Below are 24,421 nucleotides of genomic sequence, written 5' to 3'. Positions count from 1 at the left end.
ACGACGATGCTCGCGCCCCTTGCGACCGTGGCGGCCGCCGCCGCCGAGCCGCTCCCGACGGCCCCGGCAGCCCCGGCGACCGCGCTGACCGTGCAGGCGCTCGCGTACCGGCACGTCGCGCCGTCACGCGACGGCGCGGCCGTGCCGCTCGACGACACGGCCCGCGCGATCGGCGCGCTCGCGTGCGCCGAACGCGAGCGGCTGTGCGGCGCGGTCGGCGCGGACGACTACGTGGTCAGCTCGACGATCCTGTCGATGCTGCTGATGAACGATTCGCCGCAGCATCGCGTGTTCGCGCAGGCGCTCGCCGGTGCGAACGACTACACGCCCGACTGGATGACCTGCTCGTACGAATGCGCGGGCTGGGGCTACGTGCTGCGCCGCGCGCTCGCCACCGCGGCCGAAACCGGGCCGCGCACGCTGCTGCTGCAGATCGTCGACGTCGACGTGCACGGCTATACGTATTGGCACGGCAACCCCGCGTGGGGGCGTTCGGGCTTCGGCGTGTGCACGCTGCTCATCGACGTCGGCCGCGAAGCGTCGCCGGCCGCACCGTCGGTGCTCGCGGACGCCGCGCCGCCGGCCAGCGCGGTCGTGCGGCTCGGCCGCGACATCCGCACCTTCTGCGCGGCCCGCCCCGGCGTGCACGCGGCGCTGCCGTTCTTTCCGGCGACGTCGCGCCGCGCGCTGCTCGCATCGGTCGGCAAGACGCCGCTGCTGCCCGACGGCCACGGGCTGTTCGGCCATTCGTTCGGCAGCGATCCGTGGCTGTCGGTGCTGCTCGCGCATCGCGACGGCGACACGCCGCACCGCGCGGCCGTCTGCTCGCTCGCGCTGAACGGCTATTACGCGGTCGCCGACGTCGCATTCGCGCCGGACGCGACGTTCTCTCTCGACAGCGAGGCATGACATGGTGCGGCCCGTTCACTTCACCTACCGGATCGAGCGCGATGCGCGGCAGCCGGTCGCGGTCGCCGCGAGCGCGTACCGGATGCCGCTCGACACGCCGGCCGACTATGCGCGCGCCGCGCTTGCGGAAGCGGCCGGCGAACCGTACGACGCCGGCGATGCCGGCGACGCATCCGGCGGCGAGCGCCGCGTGCTGCTCGACCACGTCCAGTATTTCGCGTTCCTCGCGGAAGCGACCGCGCGAATCCGCGACGCGGTGCATCCCGACGCGCGCGTGTTCATCGAAGTCTGCGCGCCGTACTTCGGTGCGCTGCCGGCCGAACTGCTCGCGCCGCATGTCCTGCTCGGGGTGCACCTGTACGACGAAGCGCTGCGCGACGCCGCGCGCGGCGCGCCCGTCGTGTGGATCGGCGACCGGATCCTGCGCGATGCCGAGTTCTCCGGCGACAACCGCGTGTGCTGCGCGATCTGGCCCGCGCGGCTCGCCGATGCGTTCGACGCGCAGCTGCGCGGCCCGTGGCCGTCGTATGCGATCCGCCTCGTGCCGCATCCGCCGACACCGCGCGCCGCCGCCGCGACGCATACCGATTCCGCCCATCATTCCGGCGCCGCCGCGCGGCCGGGGAGACCCTAAATGACTGACACGCTCACCGTTATGCAGGACACGGCCGACATCCGCTGGTCGATGCCCGTCGACGCCCTGATGTCGAACGACTACGCGCTGCGCGAAGAGGCGCTGAACCGGCTCTACGAAAAGGCGAAGGCCGCGCAGTGGGACGTCGCGACCGACGTCGACTGGAGCCACGACCTCGACCCGGCAAATCCGCTCGGCATGCCCGACCCGACGCTGCTGATCTACGGCACCGAGCTGTGGAGCAAGCTGTCCGACGCCGACAAGCGCGAGGTGCGCCATCACGCGCAGGGCTGGCTGCTGTCGCAGATCCTGCACGGCGAGCAGGCCGCGCTGATCTGCGCATCGAAGCTCGCGTCGGCCGAGGATGGGCTGAGCGCGCGCCTGTGCGCCGCCGCGCAGATGATGGACGAAGCGCGCCACGTCGAGGCATACGCGAAGCTCGTCAACGAGAAACTCGACGTCAGCTACCCGATGAGCCGCTCGCTGAAGGGCCTGCTGCACGACACGATCACGAGCAGCGCGCTCGACATGACGAACCTCGGGATGCAGGTGCTCGTCGAAGGCATCGCGCTGTCGATCTTCCAGAGTGTCGTCGCGTACAGCACCGATCCGTTCATCAAGGATCTGTTCCTGCGGATCCAGCGCGACGAGGCGCGTCACTTCGCGGTCGGCCGGATCACGCTGTGCCGCGTGTATGCGGAGATGAGTTCGACCGAGCTGCGCGAGCGCGAGGAATTCGTCTGCGAAGGCGCGGCCGTGCTGTACGAGCACCTGTGCGCGGACGACATCTGGGAGCCGATGGGCCTGTCGAAGCGCGAATGCAGCGCGATGGTGCGCGAGTCGCCGGTCTCCAGCTCGATCCGCCGCTCGATCTTCCGGCGCCTGGTGCCGACGATCCGCGAGATGGGCCTGCTCACGCCGACCGTGCAGGCGACCTTCGAAAAACTCGATGTTCTCGACTACGCGGCGATGCCGCTCAACTGAACCATGACGAACTCCTCCCAGGCATCACGCGATTTCTGGATCGGCATCGACGCGGTGGCCTACGAACTGCCGGGCCCGCCGGTCGACATCGAGGCATGGGCCGCCGAGCGCGACTACCCGGCGCAACGGGCCGCGGCGATCGCACAGTCGGGCAGCCGCTACTTCCACATGGCGCTCGACACGAGCGAGACCGATCTCGCGATCGCGGCGGCGGGCCGCCTGCTCGACACCGCGCGCGTGCATCCGTCCGACATCGGCGCGATCGTCCACGTGCACACGCAGCAGTTCAGCGTGCCGCCCGCGCCGCGCAGCCTGCCGCACGAGCTCGCCGCGCAGCTCGGCATCGAGCCGCTGTGGCTCGGCTCGGTCGCGCAGCTGAACTGCGTGTCGGTCGCGGCCGGCATCGAGACCGTTCGCGCGCTGATGCGTCGTTATCCGCAACTCGACGCGGCGCTCGTCGTGTCGTCCGACCGCGTGTACGGCGAGGATTACCGGATGCGGCAGATGACGGGCGTGCAGTGCGACGGCGCGGCCGCGATGCTGATCGCGCGCAACAGCACGAAGAACCGGCTCGGCGGCATCGCGATCGAGACGCACGCGAAATGGCATCGCGGCTCGGACACCGTCGCCGCGAACGAGGCCGACCTGATCATGATGGAGTGGCCGTACACGCGCAAGGCGATCGACGCGGCGGTCGCGCTCGAACCGCATGCGCTCGACGCATACGAGCTCGTGCTGCCGCACAACGCCGACCTGCCGGGCTGGAACGCGCTGTGCCGCGCGATGCGCGTGCCGGCCGAGCGGCTGTATGCGGAGAACATCCATGCACGCGGCCATGCGTGCTGCTCGGATTTCCCGATCAACCTGGCCGACGTCGGGCTCGACGCGGTCGCGCGCGGGCAGCGCGTGCTCGGCGTGATGCAGTCGAACTGCGGCGCGTATGCCGCCGCCACGCTTCATCCGGTGGGCCGCCATGACGCCTGAGCGCCCGCTTCCCCCCGCCGGCGACCACGCGTGGATCCCCGACCTGCGCACGCCGTGCTACGTGTACGAGCCGGAAGTCGCGATTGCGCGCTACCGGTCGCTGAAGGCGCGGCTCGGCACGCGGCTGATCGTGTCGCTGAAGGCGAACCCGAACCAGGACATGCTCGCGCGCTGTGCCCATGCGTACGAGGACGGCGTCGAACTCGCGAGCCGCGGCGAACTCGACGCGGTGATCGGCCGGATCAGGACGCCGCGCTACCTGAACAACCCGTCGATGGACGAGATGTTCATGCGTGCCGGGCTCGCGTCGCGCTGCCATTTCGTGCTCGACAACCCGGACGCGGTCGCGCGCTTCGTGCCGCTGGCGCGCGAAACCGCGGCCGGCGGCGGCACGCCGGGCCCGGTACTGCTGCGCGTGAACGCCGGCGCGCTGGCCGGCGACGACGCGCGGGCGCTGTGGCACGACCACTTCGGGATGACGCCGAACGAGGCACACGACGCGGTGCGCACGCTCGCCGCCGCCGGCCTGCCCGTTGCCGGGCTGCACGTGTTCTCCGGCCCGCATTCGTTCATCCGCCAGGACGCGACGCAGCCCGACACGCTCGTGCTGCCCGAGCGGCTCGCGGCGCTCGCCCGCGATCTCGCGCCGGCCAACGGCGCACCGCTCGGCTCGCTGAGCCTCGGCGGCGGTTTCGCCGACGATCACCCGGGCGATGCCGCGTTCGAGCGCTATGCGGCCGCGCTCGCCCCGCTGGCCGGCCGGTATTCGCTCGCGCACGAATCCGGTCGCGCGATCTTCGCCGACGCGGGCGTGTTCGCGACGCGCGTCGTCGCGGTCAAGACATGGCCGGACCGCACGATCGCCGTCTGCGACGGCGGGCTGTCGCATGCGTTCCTGCTCGCGCAGACCGAATCGGTGATGCGCCGGCTGGCCGCGCCGTCGCTCGTGCGCCGCATGCCTGCACCGCCCGCGCGCGGCGTGCCGACGATCTACGCCGGCAGCACGTGCAGCCGCGCGGACGTGATCGGCCGCGACGATGCGGGCGCACCGCCGCAGGTCGGCGACATCGCCGTGTTCGCGCGCTGCGGCGCCTATCACCGGACGTACTCGATGGCGCATTTCCTGTCCCACGAAGCCGCACACGTGTACGTGCGGCCCGCCTAGACCCACCAGAGAGAGGAGCCGATCATGAACGCCCTGATCAGCATCGCCGACCTGCTCGACCACGGCGCCGCGCGCTGGCCGCATCATCCCGCGTATGCCGACGGCGGCGGCACGATGACCTACGAACAGCTCGCGCGCGCGGTCCGCCGCGCGGCCGCCGCGCTCGCGTCGCGCGGCGTGCGGCCCGGCGAGCGCGTCGCGATCTACGCGCCGAAACGCATCGAAACCGTGGTCGCGATGCTCGCGGCCAACGCACTCGGCGCGATCTTCGTGCCGGTCAATCCGCAATTGAAGGAAGCGCAGATCGAACACATCGTCGCCGACAGCGGCGCGGCGCTGTTCATGACCGGCGCGCAGCGATTGAAGCGCCTGCCGGCACTCGCCGCGCTCGTCGGCACCCGCGCGATGCTGATCGAGGAGCTGGCCGATGCGATCGCCGCGTCCGACGCCGGCGCTTCGGCACCTTCGGCACCTTTGGCCGCCGGCCGCCCGGTCGACGACGATCCCGCCGCGCTGCTCTATACGTCCGGCTCGACCGGCAAGCCCAAAGGCGTGGTCGTATCGCACCGCAACCTGGTGTCGGGCGCGTTCAGCGTCGCCGCGTACCAGGGGCTGGCCGACGACGACGTCGTGCTCGGCGTGCTGCCGCTCAGCTTCGACGCGGGCCTGAGCCAGCTCACGACCGCGCTGGCGTTCGGCGCATGTTATGCGCCGCTCGACTTCCTGCAGCCGGCCGACGTGCCGCGCCATTGCGACGCGTTCGGCGTGACGTCGATCACCGGCGTGCCGCCGCTGTGGATGCAGCTCGCGTCGGCCGGCTGGAGCGATACGGCGCGCACGCGAATCCGCCGCTTCGCGAACACCGGCGGCCATCTCGCGACGCCGCTGCTGCACCGCCTGCAGGCGCTGTTCACGCACGCCGCGCCGTACCTGATGTACGGATTGACCGAAGCGTTCCGTTCGACGTACCTGCCGCCGGCCGACGCGGCGTTGCGCCCGACGTCGATCGGCAAGGCCGTGCCGAACGCCGAGATCCTCGTGCTGCGTGCGGACGGCAGCGAATGCGCGGCCGACGAGCCGGGCGAACTCGTGCATCGCGGCGCGTTCGTCACGCTCGGCTACTGGAACCGGCCCGAGCTGACCGCGCAGCGCTTTCGCCCGCTGCCGCGCCGGCACGGCGAGATCCCGCGCCCCGACGTCGCGGTGTGGTCCGGCGACATCGTGCGGCGCGACGCCGACGGCTACCTGTATTTCGTCGCGCGCGGCGACGACATGATCAAGACCTCCGGCTACCGCGTGAGCCCGACCGAAGTCGAGGACGTGCTGTTCGCGCTGCCCCACATCCGCGAGGCGGCGGTGTTCGGCGTGCCGCACGCATCGCTCGGCGAGGCGATCGCCGCGTGCGTCGTGTCGACGCTCGACGCCGACGCGTGCCGCGCCGACATCGCACGCGCGTGCCGCGACGCGTTGCCGACCTACATGAGCCCGCTCGTCGTCGAGCCGCTGCCGGCGCTGCCGCGCAACCCGAACGGCAAGATCGACCGCCCCGCGCTGAAAAACCAGTATCGCGACGCGTTCGCACGCACGAACGAGGAGACCGCCGCATGACCCTGTCGACGCTCGATGAAACCTGCCTCGGCGCGCGCCGCGTCGCCGCGCCCGGCACGCTCGCCCTGTCCGGCGGCGTCGTGGTGCTGCCGCCCGCCGTCGTGTTCAGCGCGATCCAGGCACAGGAGCGCCATCCCGGCTACCGGCACCTGCTGCTGCCGCAGGCGCGCTTCGCGCGGCCGCGCGGGATGGGCGCGCTGACGCCCGAGGAAGGCACGCGCCTCGCGCCCGGCGGCCGGCCCGCGCTGCGGGTCGCACCGCCCGGGCGCAGCCTCGCCGATCTCGCCGCCGACGCCGCGCTCGACCTGCGCGACCAGCTCGGCTCCGGGCAACTGGCCCGCACGACCCACGTGATCGTCGCGAGCTGCGCGCTCAACGAAGGCATCGGCGACTCGGTCGTCGGCCGCATGCAGTACGAACTCGGCCTGCAACGCGTGACGCCGTTCGCGCTCGGCCAGAACGGCACGCTCGGCTGGTATTCGGCGCTGATGCTGCTCGACGGGCTGCTCGACGAAGGCGACCAGGCGCTCGTGATCCTCAGCGACAAGTGGCTCTACCCGTTCTTCCGCCAGTTCGGCGACCTGGTCGGCTACGGCGACGCGGCCGCCGCGCTGCTCGTGTCGCGCGCGGGCCCGGCGCCCGAGCCGGCCGACTGGGGCGGCGTGCGGTCCGTCGCGCTCGAGTTCGGGCCGTCGATCGCCGATCCGTGGGCCGACGCGCCGGGCGCGCTGCGCGACACGCTCGCGCCGCTCGCCGCGCGCGCGATCCGCCGCGCACTCGACATGGCCGGGCTGCGCGCCGATCAGATCGACTGGTGCGTGCCTCCCGGCTTCGATCCCGGCTTCGCGGCGCGCGTGGCCGACGCCGCGTCGATCCCGGTCGGCGCGCGGATTCAGCACGACGGATCGGGCCACCTGTCGTCGGCCGAATCGGCCGCCGCACTGATCCGGCTCGCCGGTGCGCTCGACGAAGGCGAGCGCCGCACGGTGCTCGTGTGGGATGCGGCACTGCATGGCGCGGCGGCGGCGGCCGTCGTCGACCTCGCCGGCGGCCTCGATGCCGCACTCGATATCGAAGGAGACGCATGATGAGCGCCTACAAGGTCAGCCTGCGCGAACTGCGCTTCTTTCTGTGGGAACTGTTCGAAGCCGACAAGCGGTTCCTGGCGGAACACGGCCTGTACGGCACCCATGACCGTGCATCGATCGACGCGCTGCTCGAACGCGCGCGCGACTTCGCGCTCGACCTCGGCCGCAGCTACCAGCAGGCGGACGTCGAGGGCTGCACGCTGCTCGACGACGGCCAGGTGCGCATTCCGTCGCATTTCCACGCGTTGTGGGCGCGGTTTCGCGACGAATGGTCGAACACGCTGTTCGGCACCGCGCACGGGCTGCCGCCGATCGTCACGCAGATGATCTACGAGATGTTCATGGGCGCGAACCCGTCGTTCATGACGTACGGCGGCTTCACGCGCCCCGCGATCAAGCTGCTGCAGATGCACGGCACGCCGCACCAGAAAGCGCTGATCGCGCCGCTCGAGGCGTACCGCTGGGATGCGTGCTTCTGCGCGACCGAGCCGCAGGCCGGCACCGACCTCACCGCGGTCGCGCTGCGCGCGACGCCGCTCGAACGCGACATCTACGCGATCGACGGCGAGAAGGTCTACATCTCGGCCGGCATGCACGAGCTGACCGAGAACACGCTGTATTTCGTGCTCGGCCGCATCGACACCGCGTCGCCCGATTCCTTCTCGCTGTCGTGCCTCGTCGTGCCGCGCTTCTGGCCGGACGAGGAAACCGGCGAATTGCAGCCGAACCATGTCGACTGCATCGGCCTGCCGCGCAAGATGGGGCTCAAGGGCTGCGCGAACACGCACCTGGTGTTCGGCGCGAACGGCACGACCCGCGGCTGGCTGCTCGGCGGCCGGCGCAACGTCGGCCTGCTGCAATTGATGCCGCTGATGAACCAGGCGCGGATGAGTACCGGGATGTTCGGCGTCGGCGTCGCGTCGAGCGCGTACCTGCACGCGGTCGAGTATGCGGGCCGCCGGCTGCAGGGCCGGCCGATCGAGCGCGCGTCGAACACGAATGCCGCGCGCGTCGCGATCGTCGAGCACGCGGACGTGCAGCGCATGCTGGTCGACATGAAAAGCCGCGTCGACGGCTGCCGCGGCCTGCTCGGCAAGCTCGCCGCGACCGCGACGCGCGCGGCGATGCTCGAAGCGACACCCGACGCCGATCCGGCCGAGATCGAGCGCCACCGCAAGCTGCAACTGCTGCTGACGCCGGTCTGCAAGGCGTTCATCTCCGACCAGGCGTGGCGGATCTGCGAAACCGCGATCCAGGTGCACGGCGGGCTCGGCTACACCGACGCGAGCCCCGTCGAGCAGAACGCGCGCGACGTGAAGATCCTGTCGATCTGGGAAGGCACGAACTACATCCAGGCGCAGGACCTCGTGCGCGACAAGCTCGGCTTCGGCCGCCATTCGCGGCTGATCCAGTACTACCGCGACGAACTCGACGTGTTCCTCGCGCGCCAGCATCACACGGGCACGCATGCGGAGCTGCGCCCGCTGTTCGACGCGCTGCGCACGGGCGCCGACCGGATCGCCGCCGCGCTCGACGACATCGCGCGCGACGTGCAGGACGGTCATACGCACCGCAGCAGCCAGTTCTATACGCGTTTTCTCGAGATGTTCGGCGTCGTCACGTCGGCGTGGGTGCTGCTCGAATCGGCGACGATCGCCGCGCGCCGGCTCGACGCGCCGGACACGGCCGACACGCCGGCCGAACTCGCGTTCTATCGCGGCAAGCTGAAAAGCGCGCGCTACTACTTCGCGAACGTGCTGCCCGTGGTCGACCAGCACGCGGCCGTGATCGCCGCGATGGCGCACGCGGCGATCAGCGTCAGCAGCGAAGAACTCGTGCAGGCGGAATGACATGGACACGACACTCGATTCCGGCACGAACGTTTCGACTGGCACGAACGCTTCGGCCGCCTCGACCGGCGACGCCCCGCGCAACCTGCTCGGCCGCCCGGCAACGCGCCATCGCGGCACCGACATCGACGGCGCGACGCTCGAGCCCGAAGCGCTGCGCGTGCGCGATCTCGACCTGAACGCGCTGATCGGCGCGACGACCTTCGAAGGCGCACTCGCGCACCTGTGGTTCGACGTCGCGCCGGGCAGCGCCGCCCATCGTGCGCACGAGGCGGCGATCGGCGCGCGGCTCGCGGCGTTCGCCGGGGTGCTGGCGCCCGGCTCGGCTGCGCAGTCCATCGCCGCGGATCTCGGCGCGGCGGGTGTCGCGCCGGTGTTCGCGGCCGCGTCCGGCCTGTTGCGCGGCTTCGACGACGTGACGGCACGCATGCCCGGCAACGCGCCGGACGACGCCGATCTCGACACGATGCTGCTGTGCGCGGCCGCCGCGCCGTTCCTGCTGCACGCGGCGATCGAAGGCCGTCCGTTTGCCGCCGGCACCGACGGCGGCGCTTCGCTCGATACCGCCGCGACGCAAGCGCAACGCATGCTCGTGCTGACCGGCGCGACGCGCCACGATGCGCAAGCGCAAGCCGCAATGGACATGCTGCTCGTCGCGTGGCACGCCGGCTTCGGCTACATCACGCCGACCGTGCTCGCGCCGCGCGTTGCGATCGGCACCGGCGTCACACTCACGCAGGCGATCGCGTCCGGTTTCCTCGCGAGCGGCCCGTCGCACGTCGGCGCGGCACTCGAAGCGATGCACTGGCTCGCCGCGCTCGCACGCTCGGTCCCGGGCGGCATCGACGCACCGGCCGCCGCGCTCGACGCCGCCGGCCGCGCGGCGATCGATGCGGCGCTCGACGCGAAACACACGCTGTACGGCTTCGGCCATCCGCTGTTCGTCGCCGATCCGCGTCCGCCGCACATGCGCGGCCTGTTCGCCGCGCACGGCTTCGACGGTGCATACGTGACGCTGTTCGACGCGTGCTGCGCGCAGGCCGACGCCCGCCGCGCGTTGCGGCCGAACATCGATTTCCTGACGGCGGCGACGCTGCTCGAACTCGGTGTCGCCGCGCCGTCGTGGGGCGTCGGTGTCGGGCTCGGCGCACGCATCGCGGCGATGGCCGCGCATGCGGTCGAGCGCCGGCGACGCCCGGCCTTCGGCGTCAACAGCGCGACCGCGCGACGGCTGCTGGCCGCCGTGCCGGTCGGCTGGTTGTGAACCTTCATCCATCGGCACCATTCAGCAAAAGGAACGTCATGCTGCTCAAGAACCTGCGCCCGGCGAACGACTACGATCGCTTCGCCACCGAAACGCTCGAACCGTGGGACCTGCTGTTCATCAGCCGCATCCGCCAGCTCGCGCGCGGGATGACGCCCGGCGTGATCGCCGACATCGGCACGGCCACCGGCGTCGTACCGGTGCGGCTCGCCACCGACCCGGCGATGCGCGGCTGGCGCTACGTCGGCATCGACCTCGATCCGGCCATGCTCGACGAAGGCCGCCCGCGCATCCGCGAACTCGATCTCGACGACACGATCGAGATGCGCGTCGGCGACGCGCTCGCGCTGCCGTTCGACGACGGCACGCTGACGATGGCCGTCGGCCGCGCGACGCTGCACCACCTGCCCGACAAGGCGCTCAGCCTGACCGAGATGTATCGCGTGCTGGAGCCGGGCGGCATCGCGCTCGTGCACGACATGCGCCGCGACGCGCCGCAGCACCTGCTCGACCGCTTCACCGAGATGCGCGCCGCCGCCGACTATCCGCCGACCCACGTCGAGGAAAAGATCACGCTCGACGAAGCGCATGCGCTCGTCGCCGAAGCCGGCCTCGCGGACGTCGCGTCGATCTACAGCCCGAGCGCCGGGCTCGGCGCGCTCGGCTTCGAGATCCTGCTGAAGAAACCGGCGCTGGCCTGAGCGATGACCGACCTCGCCTTTCTCGCCGCGCACGCCGCCGTGCGGCTCGGCGCCGACGACGTGCACTGCGCGGCGGTCGCGCCCGGCGCGACGCTGCCGCTGTGCGTGACGCCGCGCAGCGCCGAGCTCGCGACCTCGCCGGAGATGTTCGTCGCGTGGTACCGCTCGCGGCTCGACACGATCGACACGCTGCTCGACGCGTGCGGCGCGCTGCTGTGGCGCGGTTTCGCGGTGCCCGACACCGCCGCGTTCGGCCGCCTCGGCGCGCTGTATCCGGCGCACGCGAACGGTTACACGGCGGGCGCCGCGCCGCGCAAGCAGATCGACGGCCAGGTGTACGAATCGACCCGCATGCCGCCGCCGTTCAAGATCGGGCTGCACCAGGAGATGGCCTACATGCCCGCGTTCCCGCGCCTCGTCGCGTTCTATTGCCGGCAGCCGGCCGATGCGGGCGGCGAAACGCCGATCTGCGACATGCGGCGCGTGACGGCACGCGTGCCGGCCGCGCTGCGCGAACGGTTCGCCGCGCGCGGCGTGATGTACCTGCGCAACTTCGCGGCGCCCGGCGATCGCGCGGACGGCCTCGCCGCCAACCCGAACCTGCCGTTCGCCGAATACCACCGGCCGTGGCACGACGCGTTCGGCACGCGCGACCGCGACGAGGTCGAGCGGCTGTGCGCGGAACGCGGCGTCGGCTGCCGCTGGCTCGACGACGGCAGCGTGACCGTGTCGCACGTCGGCAGCGCGCTGCGCGCGCATCCGCGCACCGGCGAAACCGTCTGGTTCAACCAGGCCAGCGCGCAGCACCCGAACCCGCGCTCGATGGGCGAGCTCAGCTACCGCTACCTGCAGCGCATGTACGGCGCGCGCGCCGCGTTCCCGTACGAGATCCGCTACGGCGACGGCTCGCCGATGCCGTTCGACGATCTCGTCGCGATCTACGACGCGTTCGACGAAGAGGAGCTCGCATTCCCGTGGCAGGCCGGCGACGTGCTCGTCGTCGACAACATGCTGGTCGCGCACGGCCGCAACCCGTACCGGGGCGCGCGCGACACGCAGGTCATGCTGTTCGACTGACAGGAAGCCGACGATGAGCGATTCGTTCCTCGCCTCCGTGCGCGCGCTGTTCGGCCCGCACGCCGCGTTCGACCGGCCGCTGCGCACGGCCTCGCAGCCGCCGCCCGATGCGCACGCGCCGGGCGCGGCGCTCGGTGCGCGCGCGATCGACGTCGCGGCCGGCGATTTCCGTTTCTCCGCGCGGCACGTGCGGTTCCGGCTCGGCGCGGTCACGGCGATCGTCGGGCCGAACGGTTCCGGCAAGACCACGCTGCTCGAAACGCTGCTCGGCTTCCGGCGCGGCGGCACCGACGTGCGCGTGCTCGACGTGCCGGCCGCGCGCTTCATGCGCGACACGCCGTCGCTGCGGCGGCTCGGCGCGCAGCTGCAGAAGGTCGAGTATCCCGACCATCTCCGCGTGTCGGAGATCGTCGCGCTGCACCGCGCGATGTACGTGCAGGCGGACGCCGCGGTCACGGAGGCGCTCGGCATCGCCGAACTGCTCGACAAGCCGTGCCGCGCGCTGTCGAAGGGGCAGCGCCAGCGCGTGGATCTCTACGTGGCGCTCGCGCACCGCCCCGAACTGGCCGTGCTCGATGAACCGTTCACCGGCCTCGACCGTCGCTATGCGGGCGTCGTGATCGACCTTCTGCGCCACCGCGCGCGCGGCACGAGCGTCGCGATGATCTGCCACGCCGAGGAGGAGCTTGCCGTCGTCGACGATCTCGTCTGGGTGCGCGACGGCGCCGTGCGCTACCAGGGCGACAAGGACGCGCTGCGCGCCGAGCTCGTCGGCGAAGCGCGCGCGGTCCTGCATTGCCGCGACGAAGCCGACGCGCGCGCGCTGCGCAAGCGGCTCGCGGCGCTGCCGGGCGTGACCGGCGTGCGCGTGTCGGCCGCGCACGTCGTCGAGGTGTTCGGCGATGCGACGCTGCATCCGAACGTGCACCGCATCGTCGGCGAACAGGGCATCCAGCATCTCGCGCTCGCGCCGAGCACGCCGGGCGACCTGCTGCGCCTCTGTACCGAGGGCCCCGTCCATGACTAAGGTGTTCCTGATTCTCGTGCGCAACGAGCTGCTCGGTTATCTGCGCAGCCGCTCGTCGCTGTTCTGGACGCTCGTGTTCCCGGTGTTCCTGCTGAGCGTGATGCTGTTCGCGTTCGGCGGATCGGGGTCGCTCGGCACCGCCGACATCGCGTTCGACGTGCCCGGCGGCGCGACGCCGTACAGCCGCGCATGCGAAGCGCAGATCGTCGCCAGCCTCACGCACAGCGACACGGTGAAGGCGACCTTCGGCGGGCACGGCGCGGCGGCCGATCGCGTGACCGTCGTGCTCGGCGCCGACGAGCGCACGCCGGCGACGATCCGCTACGACTTCAACGGCTCGCTCGCGGTCAAGGCCGCGTCGCGCGTCGTCGAGATCGCGCTCGCCCGCTGCGCCGCGCAGCGGCTCGGGCTGCCGGCCGCGCAGGCGCGCTTCGAGAACGCGGCACCGGCGCGCCGTCCGTTCGACTATGGCGCGTTCTTCGCGACCGGCATTCTCGTGATGGCGTTCATGGCGATCGGCCTGAACTCGACGACCACCGCGATCGCGTCGCTGCGCGAACGCAATACCTTCAAGCTGTACGTGTGCTTCCCGGTCTCGCGCGGCGTGTTCCTCGCCGCGCTGATCGTCGCGCGGATGGTGATGATGGCGCTGTCGGCGCTCGTGCTGCTGACGGTCGCACGCGTCGCGTTCGGCATCGCGCTGCCGATCGCGACGCCGGACGGGCTGCGCGCCTTGCCGATCGTGCTGCTCGGCGCGGCGATGGTGCTCAGCATCGGCGTGCTGCTCGCGAGCCGCACGCGGTCGCTCGCGGCCGCCGAACTCGCATGCAACGTCACCTACTACCCGCTGCTGTTCTTCAGCGACCTGACGATCCCGATGCACGACGCACCGGCCTGGCTCAAGGCGGTACTCGCGTTCCTGCCGACCAACCAGTTCGCCGTCGCGCTGCGCGGCGCGCTGGTCGACGGCGCCCCGTACGCGCAGCTCGCGCCGCAACTGCTCGGCATGACCGCGAGCACGGCGCTGTTCCTGTTCGCCGCCGCGCGGCTGTTCCGCTGGCACGACGCATGACGCATGACGCGTCGCCCATTGTTTCGACGTTTCGACGAAGGAGAATCTCCCGATGAAATCGAGCAATCCCATCACCGACTACCTGCTGCACGCGAGCAACTTCCTGCCGGCGATCGTGTTCCTGTTCTACGGCCGGCTCGGGCCCGGACAGCCGGATGTGCGCTGGACGCACGCGTTCCTGATCGGCGGCGTGCTCGCGCTCGTGCACGGCGCATGGCTGATCCGCCGCGCGGACCGCAACAGCATCGCGATCGGCGTCGACCTGTTCCTCGTGATCGGCGCGGTGCTGGCGCTCGTGTCACCGACAGGTAGCCGTTTGTGGGGAGAAGAACTCGGGCCGGCCGCGATGCTCGTCTGCGTGCTGGTCGTCGGCATCGTGCATACCGCGTGGTCGGACGGCGGATTCGTCGACGGCACGTTCGTCGACCATGCGCGCGCCCGTTCGCTGTCGATCGTGCTGCTCGCCGTCACCGTCGTCGCGCTCGCGGTGTCGATCGCGATGCGCCACAGCCCGCTGTGGGGCGGCGTCGTGCCGCTGATCGCGCTGGTCGTCGTGCGCGGCCGCCTGCGCAAGCAGCTCGTGCGGGCCGGCTGACGATGAGCGCGCTGCCCGACCGTGCCGCGCAACGGCACGCGCTCGCCGCGACGCTCGGCGACGGCTGGCTCGACGGTGCGTCGGCCGAAGCCTGCGAGCCGTACGCGACGGACGTGACGCGACACGGCGGCCTCGCGCTCGGAGTCGCGCGGCCGGCGTCGACCGCCGACACGAGCGCGCTCGCGCGGGTCGCCGTCGCGCACCGCGTCGCGCTCGTCGCACAGGGGGCGCGCACCGGGCTCGTCGGCGCCGCCGTGCCCGATCGCAGCGGCACGCAATGCGTGGTGTCGTTCGACCGGATGCGCGCCGTTCGCGCGTTCGACGCGGCGAATCGCAGCATCACCGTCGAGGCCGGCGCGCGGCTGTCCGACATCAACCGCGTGGCGGCCGACGCCGGCCTCTGCCTGCCGGTCGACCTCGGCAGCGATCCGGCGGCCGGCGGCCTCGTCGGCGCCAACGCGGGCGGCAGCCGGCTGATCAAGTACGGCGACGTGCGCCGCAACGTGCTCGGCGTCGAAGTCGTGCTCGCCGACGCGGCGGGCACCGTGATCGACGCGCTCGCGCCGCTGCGCAAGCGCAACGCAGGCTTCGACGTCACGCAATGCTTCATCGGTGCGAACGGCGCCCACGGGCTCGTGACGGCCGTGTCGTTCGCGCTCGCACCGCTCGAACGGTCGTCGTGTGCCGCGTTCGTCGCGTTTGCGTCATACGACGCGGCGCTCGCCGGCCTGCTTGCGTTCGAGCGCGCGTTCGGCGAGATGCTGTCGGCGTTCGAATTCATGTCGGCCGCGACCGTCGGTTGCGTCGCCGCCGCGTTTCCGGCGCTGCGCATTCCGTTTGAAGCGGATGCCGCCGCATGCTACGCGCTCGTCGAGATCGCGACCGGCATGCCGGGGCTCGACGGGCTGCTCGAGGAACGCACGCTTGCGACGCTCGACACGCTGGCGGGTGAACGCGTGGTACTCGACGCGGCCTGCGCGCCGGCCGAACGGTTCTGGCGGATCCGCGATGCACTGCCGGTCGCGGTTGCGCAGCACGGCATTCCGCTGTCGTTCGACGTGTCGTTTCCGCGCGGCGCGCTGGCCGCATTCGTCGCCGATGCCGAGCAATGGATCGCGGCGGCGCATCCGTCGCTGCGCTGTCACGCGTTCGGTCATTTCGGCGACGGCGGCTGCCATCTCGTCGTGTCGATCCCCCACGCCGGCGCGGAGCGCTACGGGCCGCTGCAGCAGGTGGCGCTGCGCGGCGCGCTGTACGAGCGCGTCGTGCGGGCCGGCGGCTGCTTCAGCGCGGAGCATGGCGTCGGGCCGGTCAACGTCGCGTATTACCGCAAGCACGTGCCGGCCGCGCAACGGGAACTCGCCGCAGCCGTCCAGAACGCCGTCGATCCGTTGGGGTTGATCGGGCGGGTCCGTTATTGATGCGCCGATTCGCGGCGCCAGGGAGAATTCGCATGATGCTTCGACACCCGCCCGGCCCGGGTACGGCTTCCGAACCGGATACCGACCCGCCGCTCTCCGGCATTCCGGCCACGCTACCCGACTCGGGAGCCGTGATCAACGTGCGAGGGGTGGCCTACGTGATCCCGCTGCCGCCGCGCGATCATGCACGTCCGGCGCTGTGGCGCGAGCTGGCGGAGTGGCGCGACGAACGGCCGGCCGATGGAAACGGCGAACCGGAGGCGCGGCGGGATTGAGCGGGCATGTGCGTTCCGGTGAATTCAAAGGGCGCCGCGCAAACAAACGCGGCGCCGGACAACCTCGGTCGTCCGGCGCCGCGTCAGGCAACGCATCCGGTCAGAACACCGCGTGCCCGCTGATCAGGCTGGGCAGCCAGGTCGAGAAGAACGGCATGTAAGTGACGATGTTGATCGCACTGAAGATCGCGAGGTAATACGGCCACGCCATCTTCGTCGTCTCCCCGATCGACACGTTGCCGATCGCGCAGCCGACGAACTGCACCGAGCCGATCGGCGGATGCACGAGGCCGAGCGAGCAGTTCAGCAGCAGCATGATCCCGAACTGCACCGGCCCGACACCGCACGCCATCGCGATCGGCAGGAACAGCGGCGTCGTGATCAGGATGTGCGCGGCCATGTCGACGAACGTGCCGAGGAACACCTGGATGATGTTGATGTACAGCAGCATCAGCCACGGCGCGGCGGTCGACTGCTTCAGCAGCCCCTCGATCGCATCCGGAATCTCCAGGTACGACATCTGGAAGCGCAGCATGTTCGACACCGCGATCAGCAGCAGCACGACCCCCGTCGTGCGCGCCGCATGCGACAGCGCGCGGCGCAGCTTCTCGGCCGTCAGCGTGCGGTACACGAACGCGGTCAGCACGAGCGAGTACACGACGGCGATCGCGGCGGCTTCGGTCGCGGTCGCGATCCCCTTCGCGACGCACACGAGGATGATCGCGATCACCATCAGCCCGGGCACCGCGCCGACGAAGCTGCGCAGCACCGCATACCAGCCGGGAAACGCGGGCAGCGCGGACGAACCGTCTTCGCGGCGCGGGTAGCCGTGGCGCACCGCCTGCCAGTACGCGGCGGCGAGCACGAAGCCCATCACCCACAACACCGGCAGCAGCCCGGAAAACAGCAGGTCGCCGATCGACACGCCACTCACCGGCTGGCCGTGCAGCATCCCGGTGATGCCCTGCGCGGCGAACGCGTAGATGATCATGTTGGTCGACGTCGGCATCAGCGCGCCGGCGAGCGACGCGTGCGTCGTCACGTTGACCGCGTACGCGGCGCTGTAGCCTTCGCGCTTCATCAGCGGAATCACCACGCCGCCCATCGCCGACGTATCGGCGGTCGGCGAGCCCGACACGCCGCCGAACAGCGTGCAGGCGACGACGTTCGCCATCCCGAGGCCGCCGCGGAAGTGGCCGACGGTCGCCTGCGCGAAGCGCAGGATCCGGTCCGCGATGCCGCCGTGCAGCATCAGTTCGCCGGAGAAGATGAAGAACGGCACCGCGAGAAACGAGAACGCATTCATCCCCGAGATCATCGCCTGCATCGCGGTCGCGATCGGCAGGCCTTCGACCATATAGGTCAGCACGCAGGCGATGCCGAGCGCGAACGACACGGGCACGCCGAGTACGAGGAAAATCAGAAAACTGACGGACAGGATCGCGAGTTCCATGGCGTTATTGCCCCGGCGAAGAACGACGAAGCGCGAGCAGGTGCTCGAGCGAGAAGAGGATGATGGCGATCGCGGCCGGCATCGTGATCAGGTAACGCACGCCTTCGGGCAGCCCGATGATCGGAATGCGGTCGCCCATCGTCTCGGCGGCCATGCTGCCGCAGCCGGCCATGATCATGATCGCGAACGCGATCAGGCTCACGTGCTGGATCGCGATCACCACCGTGCGCGATCTGGGCGGCAGCCGGCGCACGAGCGAATCGAGGCCGATGTGACCACCGTCGCGCACCTTCATCGCCGCGCCGAACATCGCGATCACGATCACGAGCAGCAGCGCGATCGGCTCCACGAAATCCGGCGCGTTCTCGAACACGTAGCGCATCACGACCGCGTAGAACACCAGCACCGTCAGCACCGCGAGGCACGCCGACGCGATCACCGCCAGCACGCGGAACAGCACGTCGTTCACGCAGCGCAGGAGCGGCGCGACATGCGGCCGCGCCGGCTCCGCGCCGTCCGGGGCGGCCGCCCCGCCGGCGGCCGCGGCGCCGTTCAGGGAAGTGCGACGCGTCACTTGGTGGCCTCGATCTCGTCGACGATCTGCTTCATCTGCGGCGTCTTCTCGTACTTCGTCCACAGCGGCTGCATCGCCTTCACGAACGCCGCGCGATCGATCTGCGCGGCCGGCAGGACCTTCGCGCCGCCCTTCGTCACAGCCTGCTGCGCGGACGCCTCGCGCGCGGTCCACAGCTTCTGGTAGTACGGCACCGAATCGGCCGCGGCCTTCCTGATCGCCGCCTGCTCCTGCGGCGACAACGTGTCCCAGACCTTCTTCGAGAACACCAGCACTTCCGGCGTCATCGCGTGCTGCGTCTCCGAGTAGTCGGGCGCCACTTCGTAGTGCTTGGTTTCCTCGTATGACGGCATGTTGTTTTCGGCCGCGTCGACGAGGCCCGTCTTCAGCCCCGTGTACACCTCGGCGAACGGCATCGGCGTCGGCGTGCCGCCCATCGCCTTGATCTCGTCGACCATCAGGTCAGACGGTTGCACGCGCACCTTCAGCCCCTTCATGTCGGCCGGCGAGCGCACCGGGCGCTTCGCGTAGATCGAGCGCGCGCCGCTCTCGTAGAACGTCAGCGCGATCATCCCCTTCGCGGTGAACGCGTCCAGGATCTTCTGGCCGGCCGGGCCGTACATCGCCTTGCGGAAATGATCGACGTCGCGGAACAGGAACGGGAACGACGGGATCAGCGATTCCGGCACGATCTCGTTGAACGACGCGCCGTTCACGCGCGCCATGTCGATCGCACCGATCCGCACCTGGTCGACCGTGTCCTTCTCCGAGCCGAGCGCGCTGTTGCCGAACACCTTGATCGAATCCTTGCCGCCCGTCTGCTTCGACAGTTCGTCGCCCATGAACTTCACGGCCATGTTGGTCGGGAAGTTGTCGCCATGCACGTCCGCCGAGCGGAACACGCGCGCCTGGGCGGACATCGCGAAGCCGGCCAGCAGCGCAACGGCCAGGGCGGTACGGGAGCGGGTGAATCGGTGCTTCATCGTCAGTCTCCTTGATGGTTGTACTCGTTGTCGCGCGGCGATCGGCCGGCATGCGCACGCTTCGACGCCGTGCTCGCCGACCGCAGAGTCATACGTCGTATGACGTGTTGACGCGAATGTACGTCGGTTAATCGTTTAACTCACTTGGTGCATACCCGTAGAAGCTCAGCCACGAAGGGTTTGCAGCGAATTTCGGGGAATCGTATTCTCTGTTTAGGCGGCGCCAGGCGAAACGTTTTCCGGAAGCGGGTTCGCCTTTGCGCCAAGCGGCCGGCTGATTGCCTGGGCTGACAGGGGAAATCGATCGATCGCTTCGCTTTCGATTGTTATAGGATGACTGATCTCAACGTGTGTACGTCGGCGCAATGTCATGCGCACGCGCCGCCGGCGGCGCGATTCAGGAAGGAAAGAACGAGGGGGAAAGCGTGCAGCGACAGGCGCGCTCGCCTGCCGTTGCCGTCATGTCTGCATGACCAGCGACGTCAGTTGCGCCGCGCGTGCCACGGCCGTCTTCGCGTAGATCGACTTGATCTGCGTGCGGATCGTGCCGATCGACACGCCGCGCAGCCCCGCGCATTCCTGCGGCGACAGCCCGTCGCAGCACAGCAGCACGGCGAGATCGGCCTCGGCCGACGACAGCCCGTAAAACACGCGCAGCCGCTGCGCGCGGGCCGACGGCGAACGCAGGTCGGCGGCCGTCATCAGCGTCGCGACGCCCGGCCGCTCGCGCATCAGGCGCGACTGCTCGGGCACCGGCATCAACGCCAGCGGCAACGGTTCGCCCGTCGCGCGCCGCAACAACAGCCCGCCGCGCGCGTACGCGTGCCGCCATTGCACGTCGTCGACGCAGCCTTCCGGCGCGAAACGCCCGTTCACCACCCGCAACGCCGGCTCCGCCGCGATCAGCTGATCGGCCGCGCGATTCGTATAGCGCAATTCGCGCTGCGCGCCGAGCAGGAAGACCGGCACCGGAATCGCATCGAGCGCCGATTCGGCCGCGGCCACGCGCGCCTCGAGCTCGCCGATCCGCGCCTGGATCTGCAGCGCGCGGCTGATGTGCATCCCCATGTTTTCGATCGCGCGACGCTGATCGTCGGACAGCCCCTGCGATTCGAGGCCGCCCTGGACGCTGAGGAATGCGCCCGAACCCTCGCTGCGATGGATGTACAGGCCCGAGATGCTGCCGATCCCATAAGGGTGAAGGAACTCCTGATAGAACTCGCTGTGCGCGCGCTGGTGCGCGGACAGGTGCTTGACGTCCTCGAACCAGCGGCCCGCCGGCCAGTTGCCGGCGACCGGCACGACCGGGTCGTACCGATAGAACTCGGTGTTGTACGTGTGATAACACGCGGCGACCCATGACGCGTCGTCACCCGCCGCCTTCTCGATCGCCGGCACCCGCGCCGCGTCGTCGAACGACAGCAGCGTGACCATGCGCACGCCGACCCACGATCTCAGCCCGTCCAGCACCGTTTCCCAGCGTTGATCGCCCAGTGCCGCAGCATAGACGTCATCGATCCATGCCGATGGAATCAACCCGTTCATTTGCATCTGGCTACCCCGCGCCGTGCGTTTTTGTCGAACGTCTTGTGCGCATCTTAGTCAATTGACGCCAACGTTTGAATCACTCGTTCGCATTTGATCGAAATACGACGTTTGTTACCGTCTATCGTCAGACGTAATGGGCGTTTTGCCGGTGTTGCGGCTCGATCGAATCCGGCGCACACGGGGTGGCGCGCTTTTCTTCCGGACCGCGGTATGCCATGATGCGGCGCATGACGATTCGAAACACCACGCTCTCGCTGCACCATCACCACGGACGCCCCCTGTTGCGCCGTGGTTCGTTTCGCATCTAGCAATTGCATCGGGTGAATGCCCGATCAAGACGACAACCAAGGCGCCTGCGGCGCCTTTTTTGTTTTTTGCCGCCTTAAAAACCTGCTGCGCCGATCAATCGATACCGTACGGAGTGTTTTCAATGCAACAGACCTGGAAAGAAGTCGCCTTGTCGGATCTGCCGCTGCGCGAGGACCTCAGGTTGCAGCACGCGTACGGGGCGCCGCAGCTCGACGTGCCGGTCTGCCTGAACGTCAACGAGAATCCCTATCCGCCGTCGCCCGCGCTCGTCGAGCGCATCGCGACCGCGGTGGCCGACGCCGCGCGCGCGGCGAACCGCTATCCCGATCGCGACTTCGCCGAGCTGCGATCGCATCTGGCGGCGTATCTGACGCACGACACCGGCGTGACGGTCGACGCAGCGGGCATCTGGGCCGCCAACGGCTCGAACGAGGTGATCCAGCAGATCCTGCAGGCATTCGGCGGCCCGGGGCGATCGGCGCTGGCCTTTACGCCCGCGTATCCCATGTATGACGAATACTGCCGCACGACTTTCACGCGCCTCCATACGTTGCCGCGCACCGGGGATTTCGCGCTGGACGTGGATCAGGCGCTCGACAGTATTCGCGCGCACCAGCCCGGCGTGGTGCTGCTGACGTCGCCGAACAACCCGACCGGAACCGCGCTGCCGGTCGGCGATATTCGCGCCATCCTCGACGTCGCGCCGGGCGTGGTCGTCGTCGACGAAGCCTATGCGGAGTTCCGGCGTCACGGCGTACCCAGCGCGGTGACGCTGCTACCGGATCATCCTCGGCTCATCGTGACCCGCACGTTGAGCAAGGCATTCAAGTTCGCGGGCGGCCGCGTCGGGTACTGCGCGTGCGTGCCCGCGGTCGTGCAGGCGCTGAAGCTGGTTCGATTGCCCTACCACCTGTCCGCCTTCACCCAGGCGGCGGCCTGCGCGGCGCTGGTCGCGCGCGACGAGATGCTGTCGCAAGTCGAGACGATCAAGGCCGAGCGCGATGCGACCGTCGGCTGGCTGCGCGGCCTGGGCCTCACGGTGGCCGATTCCGATGCGAACTTCGTGATGTTCGGCGAGTTTGCCGACCGGCACCGGATCTGGAGCGGCCTGCTGCGCCACGGCGTCCTCATTCGCGAATCGGGCCCGCCGGCGTATCTGCGCGTGTCCGTCGGCACCGCTGCGGAGATGGCCGCATTCCGTGCGGCCCTGCTTGACGTGATGGCGGCCGGATAAGCGACCGGCCATCCGGTCGACGACGCGACGAAACCCATGCCGGCGCCGTCTCCGACGATGTACTTACTTCATCGCCGCGAAGCGCATTTCCATCTCGTCGATCTTCGCGAGCACCGCTTCGCTGAGCTTTCTGATGTGGCGCGGCACATCGGGCGCCGACAGCAGCTCCTCGATTCGCCCGCGCCAGTAGCTCGGATGCCGCACACGCCCCGCGCCCGACATCGACACATCGTCAGCGTTCTGTTCGCTGTCCAGGAGAGCCACCATTCTCTGGATGTGAGAGAGCTCTCGTTCCACATAGTCTCGTGCCAGCATATTGATTGAAATTCCCCGAAATACGACAGCAGGCCTTCCGTCATCAACGCGCCATCGTGTTGCGATGAAAACGACTCACCGCACACGTCGAACGCCATCGTACGCAGAAGCTGTGTCAACAAACTGCGTGGACATGTGTTGATTTCGACTCGGAATGGCGGGCTTGCCCGCTTGTTCTGATGCCATCCGTCCCCGATGCCCTGTGGTCAATCGTAGGCTTACTGTCGGGCAATGGCATCTCCCAAAGTGGGGATGCCGGCAGATATTGGCGGGGGGATTTCCGGAAATCGTGGGGCGTCGGGAGGCGCGCATGCGGCGGCCGGCCGGGGATGAATTCGCGATCGGCCGGCTACTTGAATGGCGTGCAACCGGCGCACTGCCGCCGCGCAGGCAAGGGGCGAGGATTTGCAGCGCGCACGAGCGTGGCTAGGGGTTCGTGTTCACGACGATTGCGGATGGGAACGTGTGGCGTGTGACGTGTGCCGTCCGTCGTCCGCCGTGCGCATAGACAACGTTTGCGCCTGCTTGACGCGCCAGCGTGCGAGATTGTTTCGACACGGGGTGCGCGACGGCGCAGCCCACTTGCCCGGCTCGCCGCGCGCATTCATATCGCCGGTATCGAACGCCGCCTGACGCTTCGTCAAATCCTTTGGATCGAGCAACCTGTCGAAGTCCTTCAGCGGGTGTTTTTTGGGGTATTGCAAGCGCTTGTCGGTAGTGATTCGCGTGTCACGCGCGAATATCCGGATGTTTCGCGAAACGACCTACCCGCGAGATACAGCCCGTCGGAATCAGATACCGGCATTGCCCGGCTTCAACCCGAAAATGAAATCCGCTTCCACCGATGCGCCTTTGGGCAATTGAAGCACGCCGACCGATGTACGCGTATGAACACCGGCGTCGCCAAGCACCGCATACAACACATCGGATGCGCCGTCGGCAACTTCGCTTTGCATCGTAAAGCCGGGCGCGCTTCGCACATACACGGTCATGCGAGGCACCGTCGTTATGACATCAAGCGTGCCGCAACGCTTTCTGATCAGCGAAAGCGCACGCAGTGCCGATACGCCGGCAGCCCGGCGACCTTCATCGAGCGAAATGGATTCCCCCACTATGCCAACGAAATGCACCGCTTCGCCGATCCGTGGAATCTGGCCGGCAATATAGGCCGTATTCCAGTCGACCAGAACGGGTGTGTACTTTCCACCAATCCTGATTTCCTCGTCCGGATTGAAGCCGAATTCGGCGGCAATCTGAATCAGCTTCTCGTCTCTGTTCATCAGTGAATTCCCCGATACTTCATAAAAATGTAAAGAGCCGTTAAATCCCGGTTGCCTGTCTTGAAGAAGAA

At 69.3% G+C, this 24,421-nt stretch carries 24 protein-coding genes; 17 read left to right on the top strand and 7 right to left on the bottom strand.

The features are described 5' to 3' along the window. The first annotated feature begins 6 nt into the window (after nucleotides 1-6). Genes PQB87_RS35185 through PQB87_RS35110 form a run of 16 tightly spaced genes read left to right on the top strand, consistent with a single transcriptional unit; the run spans nucleotide 7 to nucleotide 16,654 of the window. Nucleotides 7-909, top strand: coding sequence for a hypothetical protein (locus tag PQB87_RS35185; RefSeq protein ID WP_489244920.1), 903 nt, complete (start codon nucleotides 7-9; stop codon nucleotides 907-909). 1 nt (nucleotide 910) lies between these two features. Further along, on the top strand, nucleotides 911-1,543 hold the full coding sequence (locus tag PQB87_RS35180) for a hypothetical protein (RefSeq protein ID WP_489244918.1): 633 nt from the start codon (nucleotides 911-913) through the stop codon (nucleotides 1,541-1,543). Then, nucleotides 1,544-2,527 (top strand): ferritin-like domain-containing protein, encoded by a 984-nt coding sequence (locus tag PQB87_RS35175; RefSeq protein ID WP_021164011.1) that lies wholly within the window; start codon nucleotides 1,544-1,546, stop codon nucleotides 2,525-2,527. A 3-nt stretch (nucleotides 2,528-2,530) separates the two neighbouring features. Beyond that, nucleotides 2,531-3,511, top strand: a complete 981-nt coding sequence (locus PQB87_RS35170) for a ketoacyl-ACP synthase III family protein (RefSeq protein WP_060089119.1) — start codon at nucleotides 2,531-2,533, stop codon at nucleotides 3,509-3,511. Continuing rightward, nucleotides 3,501-4,676 (top strand): PLP-dependent decarboxylase, encoded by a 1,176-nt coding sequence (locus PQB87_RS35165; RefSeq protein ID WP_489244917.1) that lies wholly within the window; start codon nucleotides 3,501-3,503, stop codon nucleotides 4,674-4,676. Before PQB87_RS35170 ends, PQB87_RS35165 begins: the two co-directional genes overlap by 11 nt. A gap of 24 nt (nucleotides 4,677-4,700) precedes the next feature. Next, on the top strand, nucleotides 4,701-6,284 hold the full coding sequence (locus PQB87_RS35160; protein WP_489244916.1) for an acyl-CoA ligase (AMP-forming), exosortase A system-associated: 1,584 nt from the start codon (nucleotides 4,701-4,703) through the stop codon (nucleotides 6,282-6,284). Further along, nucleotides 6,281-7,372 carry a hypothetical protein gene (locus tag PQB87_RS35155; RefSeq protein WP_111939497.1) on the top strand — a complete coding sequence of 364 codons (1,092 nt, stop codon included), beginning with the start codon at nucleotides 6,281-6,283 and terminating at the stop codon, nucleotides 7,370-7,372. Before PQB87_RS35160 ends, PQB87_RS35155 begins: the two co-directional genes overlap by 4 nt. Beyond that, a complete protein-coding gene (locus tag PQB87_RS35150) occupies nucleotides 7,372-9,222 on the top strand; it encodes an acyl-CoA dehydrogenase family protein (protein ID WP_233345041.1) in 1,851 nt (616 codons plus the stop codon). The genes PQB87_RS35155 and PQB87_RS35150 overlap by 1 nt, the downstream gene beginning before the upstream one ends. A gap of 1 nt (nucleotide 9,223) precedes the next feature. After that, nucleotides 9,224-10,486 (top strand): citrate/2-methylcitrate synthase, encoded by a 1,263-nt coding sequence (locus tag PQB87_RS35145; protein ID WP_489244913.1) that lies wholly within the window; start codon nucleotides 9,224-9,226, stop codon nucleotides 10,484-10,486. A 38-nt stretch (nucleotides 10,487-10,524) separates the two neighbouring features. Beyond that, a complete protein-coding gene (locus tag PQB87_RS35140) occupies nucleotides 10,525-11,187 on the top strand; it encodes a class I SAM-dependent methyltransferase (RefSeq protein ID WP_021160286.1) in 663 nt (220 codons plus the stop codon). Between the two features lie 3 nt (nucleotides 11,188-11,190). Then, on the top strand, nucleotides 11,191-12,264 hold the full coding sequence (locus PQB87_RS35135) for a TauD/TfdA family dioxygenase (protein WP_048027529.1): 1,074 nt from the start codon (nucleotides 11,191-11,193) through the stop codon (nucleotides 12,262-12,264). A 13-nt stretch (nucleotides 12,265-12,277) separates the two neighbouring features. Continuing rightward, complete coding sequence (locus tag PQB87_RS35130; protein WP_489244911.1) at nucleotides 12,278-13,291, top strand: ATP-binding cassette domain-containing protein; 1,014 nt, start codon at nucleotides 12,278-12,280, stop codon at nucleotides 13,289-13,291. Then, nucleotides 13,284-14,363, top strand: coding sequence for an ABC transporter permease (locus PQB87_RS35125; RefSeq protein ID WP_059697031.1), 1,080 nt, complete (start codon nucleotides 13,284-13,286; stop codon nucleotides 14,361-14,363). Before PQB87_RS35130 ends, PQB87_RS35125 begins: the two co-directional genes overlap by 8 nt. A gap of 52 nt (nucleotides 14,364-14,415) precedes the next feature. Further along, nucleotides 14,416-14,958: a hypothetical protein gene (locus tag PQB87_RS35120; protein WP_021160282.1), complete on the top strand. Its 543-nt coding sequence runs from the start codon at nucleotides 14,416-14,418 to the stop codon at nucleotides 14,956-14,958. Nucleotides 14,959-14,960: 2 nt separating this feature from the next. Next, nucleotides 14,961-16,379, top strand: coding sequence for an FAD-binding oxidoreductase (locus PQB87_RS35115; protein ID WP_489244910.1), 1,419 nt, complete (start codon nucleotides 14,961-14,963; stop codon nucleotides 16,377-16,379). 32 nt (nucleotides 16,380-16,411) lie between these two features. Then, nucleotides 16,412-16,654, top strand: a complete 243-nt coding sequence (locus PQB87_RS35110) for a hypothetical protein (protein ID WP_489244908.1) — start codon at nucleotides 16,412-16,414, stop codon at nucleotides 16,652-16,654. Nucleotides 16,655-16,754: 100 nt separating this feature from the next. On the opposite strand, the gene PQB87_RS35105 is transcribed toward PQB87_RS35110, so the two are convergent. The 4 genes from PQB87_RS35105 to PQB87_RS35090 all read right to left on the bottom strand — a co-directional run bounded on the left by PQB87_RS35105 (nucleotide 16,755) and on the right by PQB87_RS35090 (nucleotide 21,209). After that, on the bottom strand, nucleotides 16,755-18,107 hold the full coding sequence (locus tag PQB87_RS35105) for a TRAP transporter large permease (protein ID WP_059688723.1): 1,353 nt from the start codon (nucleotides 18,105-18,107) through the stop codon (nucleotides 16,755-16,757). Between the two features lie 4 nt (nucleotides 18,108-18,111). Continuing rightward, complete coding sequence (locus PQB87_RS35100) at nucleotides 18,112-18,681, bottom strand: TRAP transporter small permease (RefSeq protein WP_059688724.1); 570 nt, start codon at nucleotides 18,679-18,681, stop codon at nucleotides 18,112-18,114. After that, on the bottom strand, nucleotides 18,678-19,664 hold the full coding sequence (locus tag PQB87_RS35095; RefSeq protein ID WP_048027553.1) for a TRAP transporter substrate-binding protein: 987 nt from the start codon (nucleotides 19,662-19,664) through the stop codon (nucleotides 18,678-18,680). Before PQB87_RS35095 ends, PQB87_RS35100 begins: the two co-directional genes overlap by 4 nt. A 459-nt stretch (nucleotides 19,665-20,123) precedes the next feature. After that, on the bottom strand, nucleotides 20,124-21,209 hold the full coding sequence (locus tag PQB87_RS35090) for a helix-turn-helix transcriptional regulator (protein ID WP_226127343.1): 1,086 nt from the start codon (nucleotides 21,207-21,209) through the stop codon (nucleotides 20,124-20,126). 136 nt (nucleotides 21,210-21,345) lie between these two features. Between PQB87_RS35090 and PQB87_RS35085 the strand changes: the two genes are divergently transcribed. Further along, nucleotides 21,346-22,755, top strand: a complete 1,410-nt coding sequence (locus tag PQB87_RS35085; protein ID WP_258403667.1) for a histidinol-phosphate transaminase — start codon at nucleotides 21,346-21,348, stop codon at nucleotides 22,753-22,755. 63 nt (nucleotides 22,756-22,818) lie between these two features. On the opposite strand, the gene PQB87_RS35080 is transcribed toward PQB87_RS35085, so the two are convergent. The 3 genes from PQB87_RS35080 to PQB87_RS35070 all read right to left on the bottom strand — a co-directional run bounded on the left by PQB87_RS35080 (nucleotide 22,819) and on the right by PQB87_RS35070 (nucleotide 24,350). Beyond that, nucleotides 22,819-23,070 carry a hypothetical protein gene (locus PQB87_RS35080; RefSeq protein ID WP_042975551.1) on the bottom strand — a complete coding sequence of 84 codons (252 nt, stop codon included), beginning with the start codon at nucleotides 23,068-23,070 and terminating at the stop codon, nucleotides 22,819-22,821. A gap of 440 nt (nucleotides 23,071-23,510) precedes the next feature. Further along, a complete protein-coding gene (locus tag PQB87_RS35075; protein ID WP_489244904.1) occupies nucleotides 23,511-23,774 on the bottom strand; it encodes a hypothetical protein in 264 nt (87 codons plus the stop codon). An 87-nt stretch (nucleotides 23,775-23,861) separates the two neighbouring features. Next, nucleotides 23,862-24,350, bottom strand: coding sequence for a RidA family protein (locus PQB87_RS35070; protein WP_489244902.1), 489 nt, complete (start codon nucleotides 24,348-24,350; stop codon nucleotides 23,862-23,864). Between the last annotated feature and the right edge of the window lie 71 nt (nucleotides 24,351-24,421).

It is taken from the genome of Burkholderia sp. KL41 (assembly GCF_057005415.2).
Note: the sequence above shows the minus strand (reverse complement) of the source record. Positions and strands in the feature narration are given on the sequence as shown.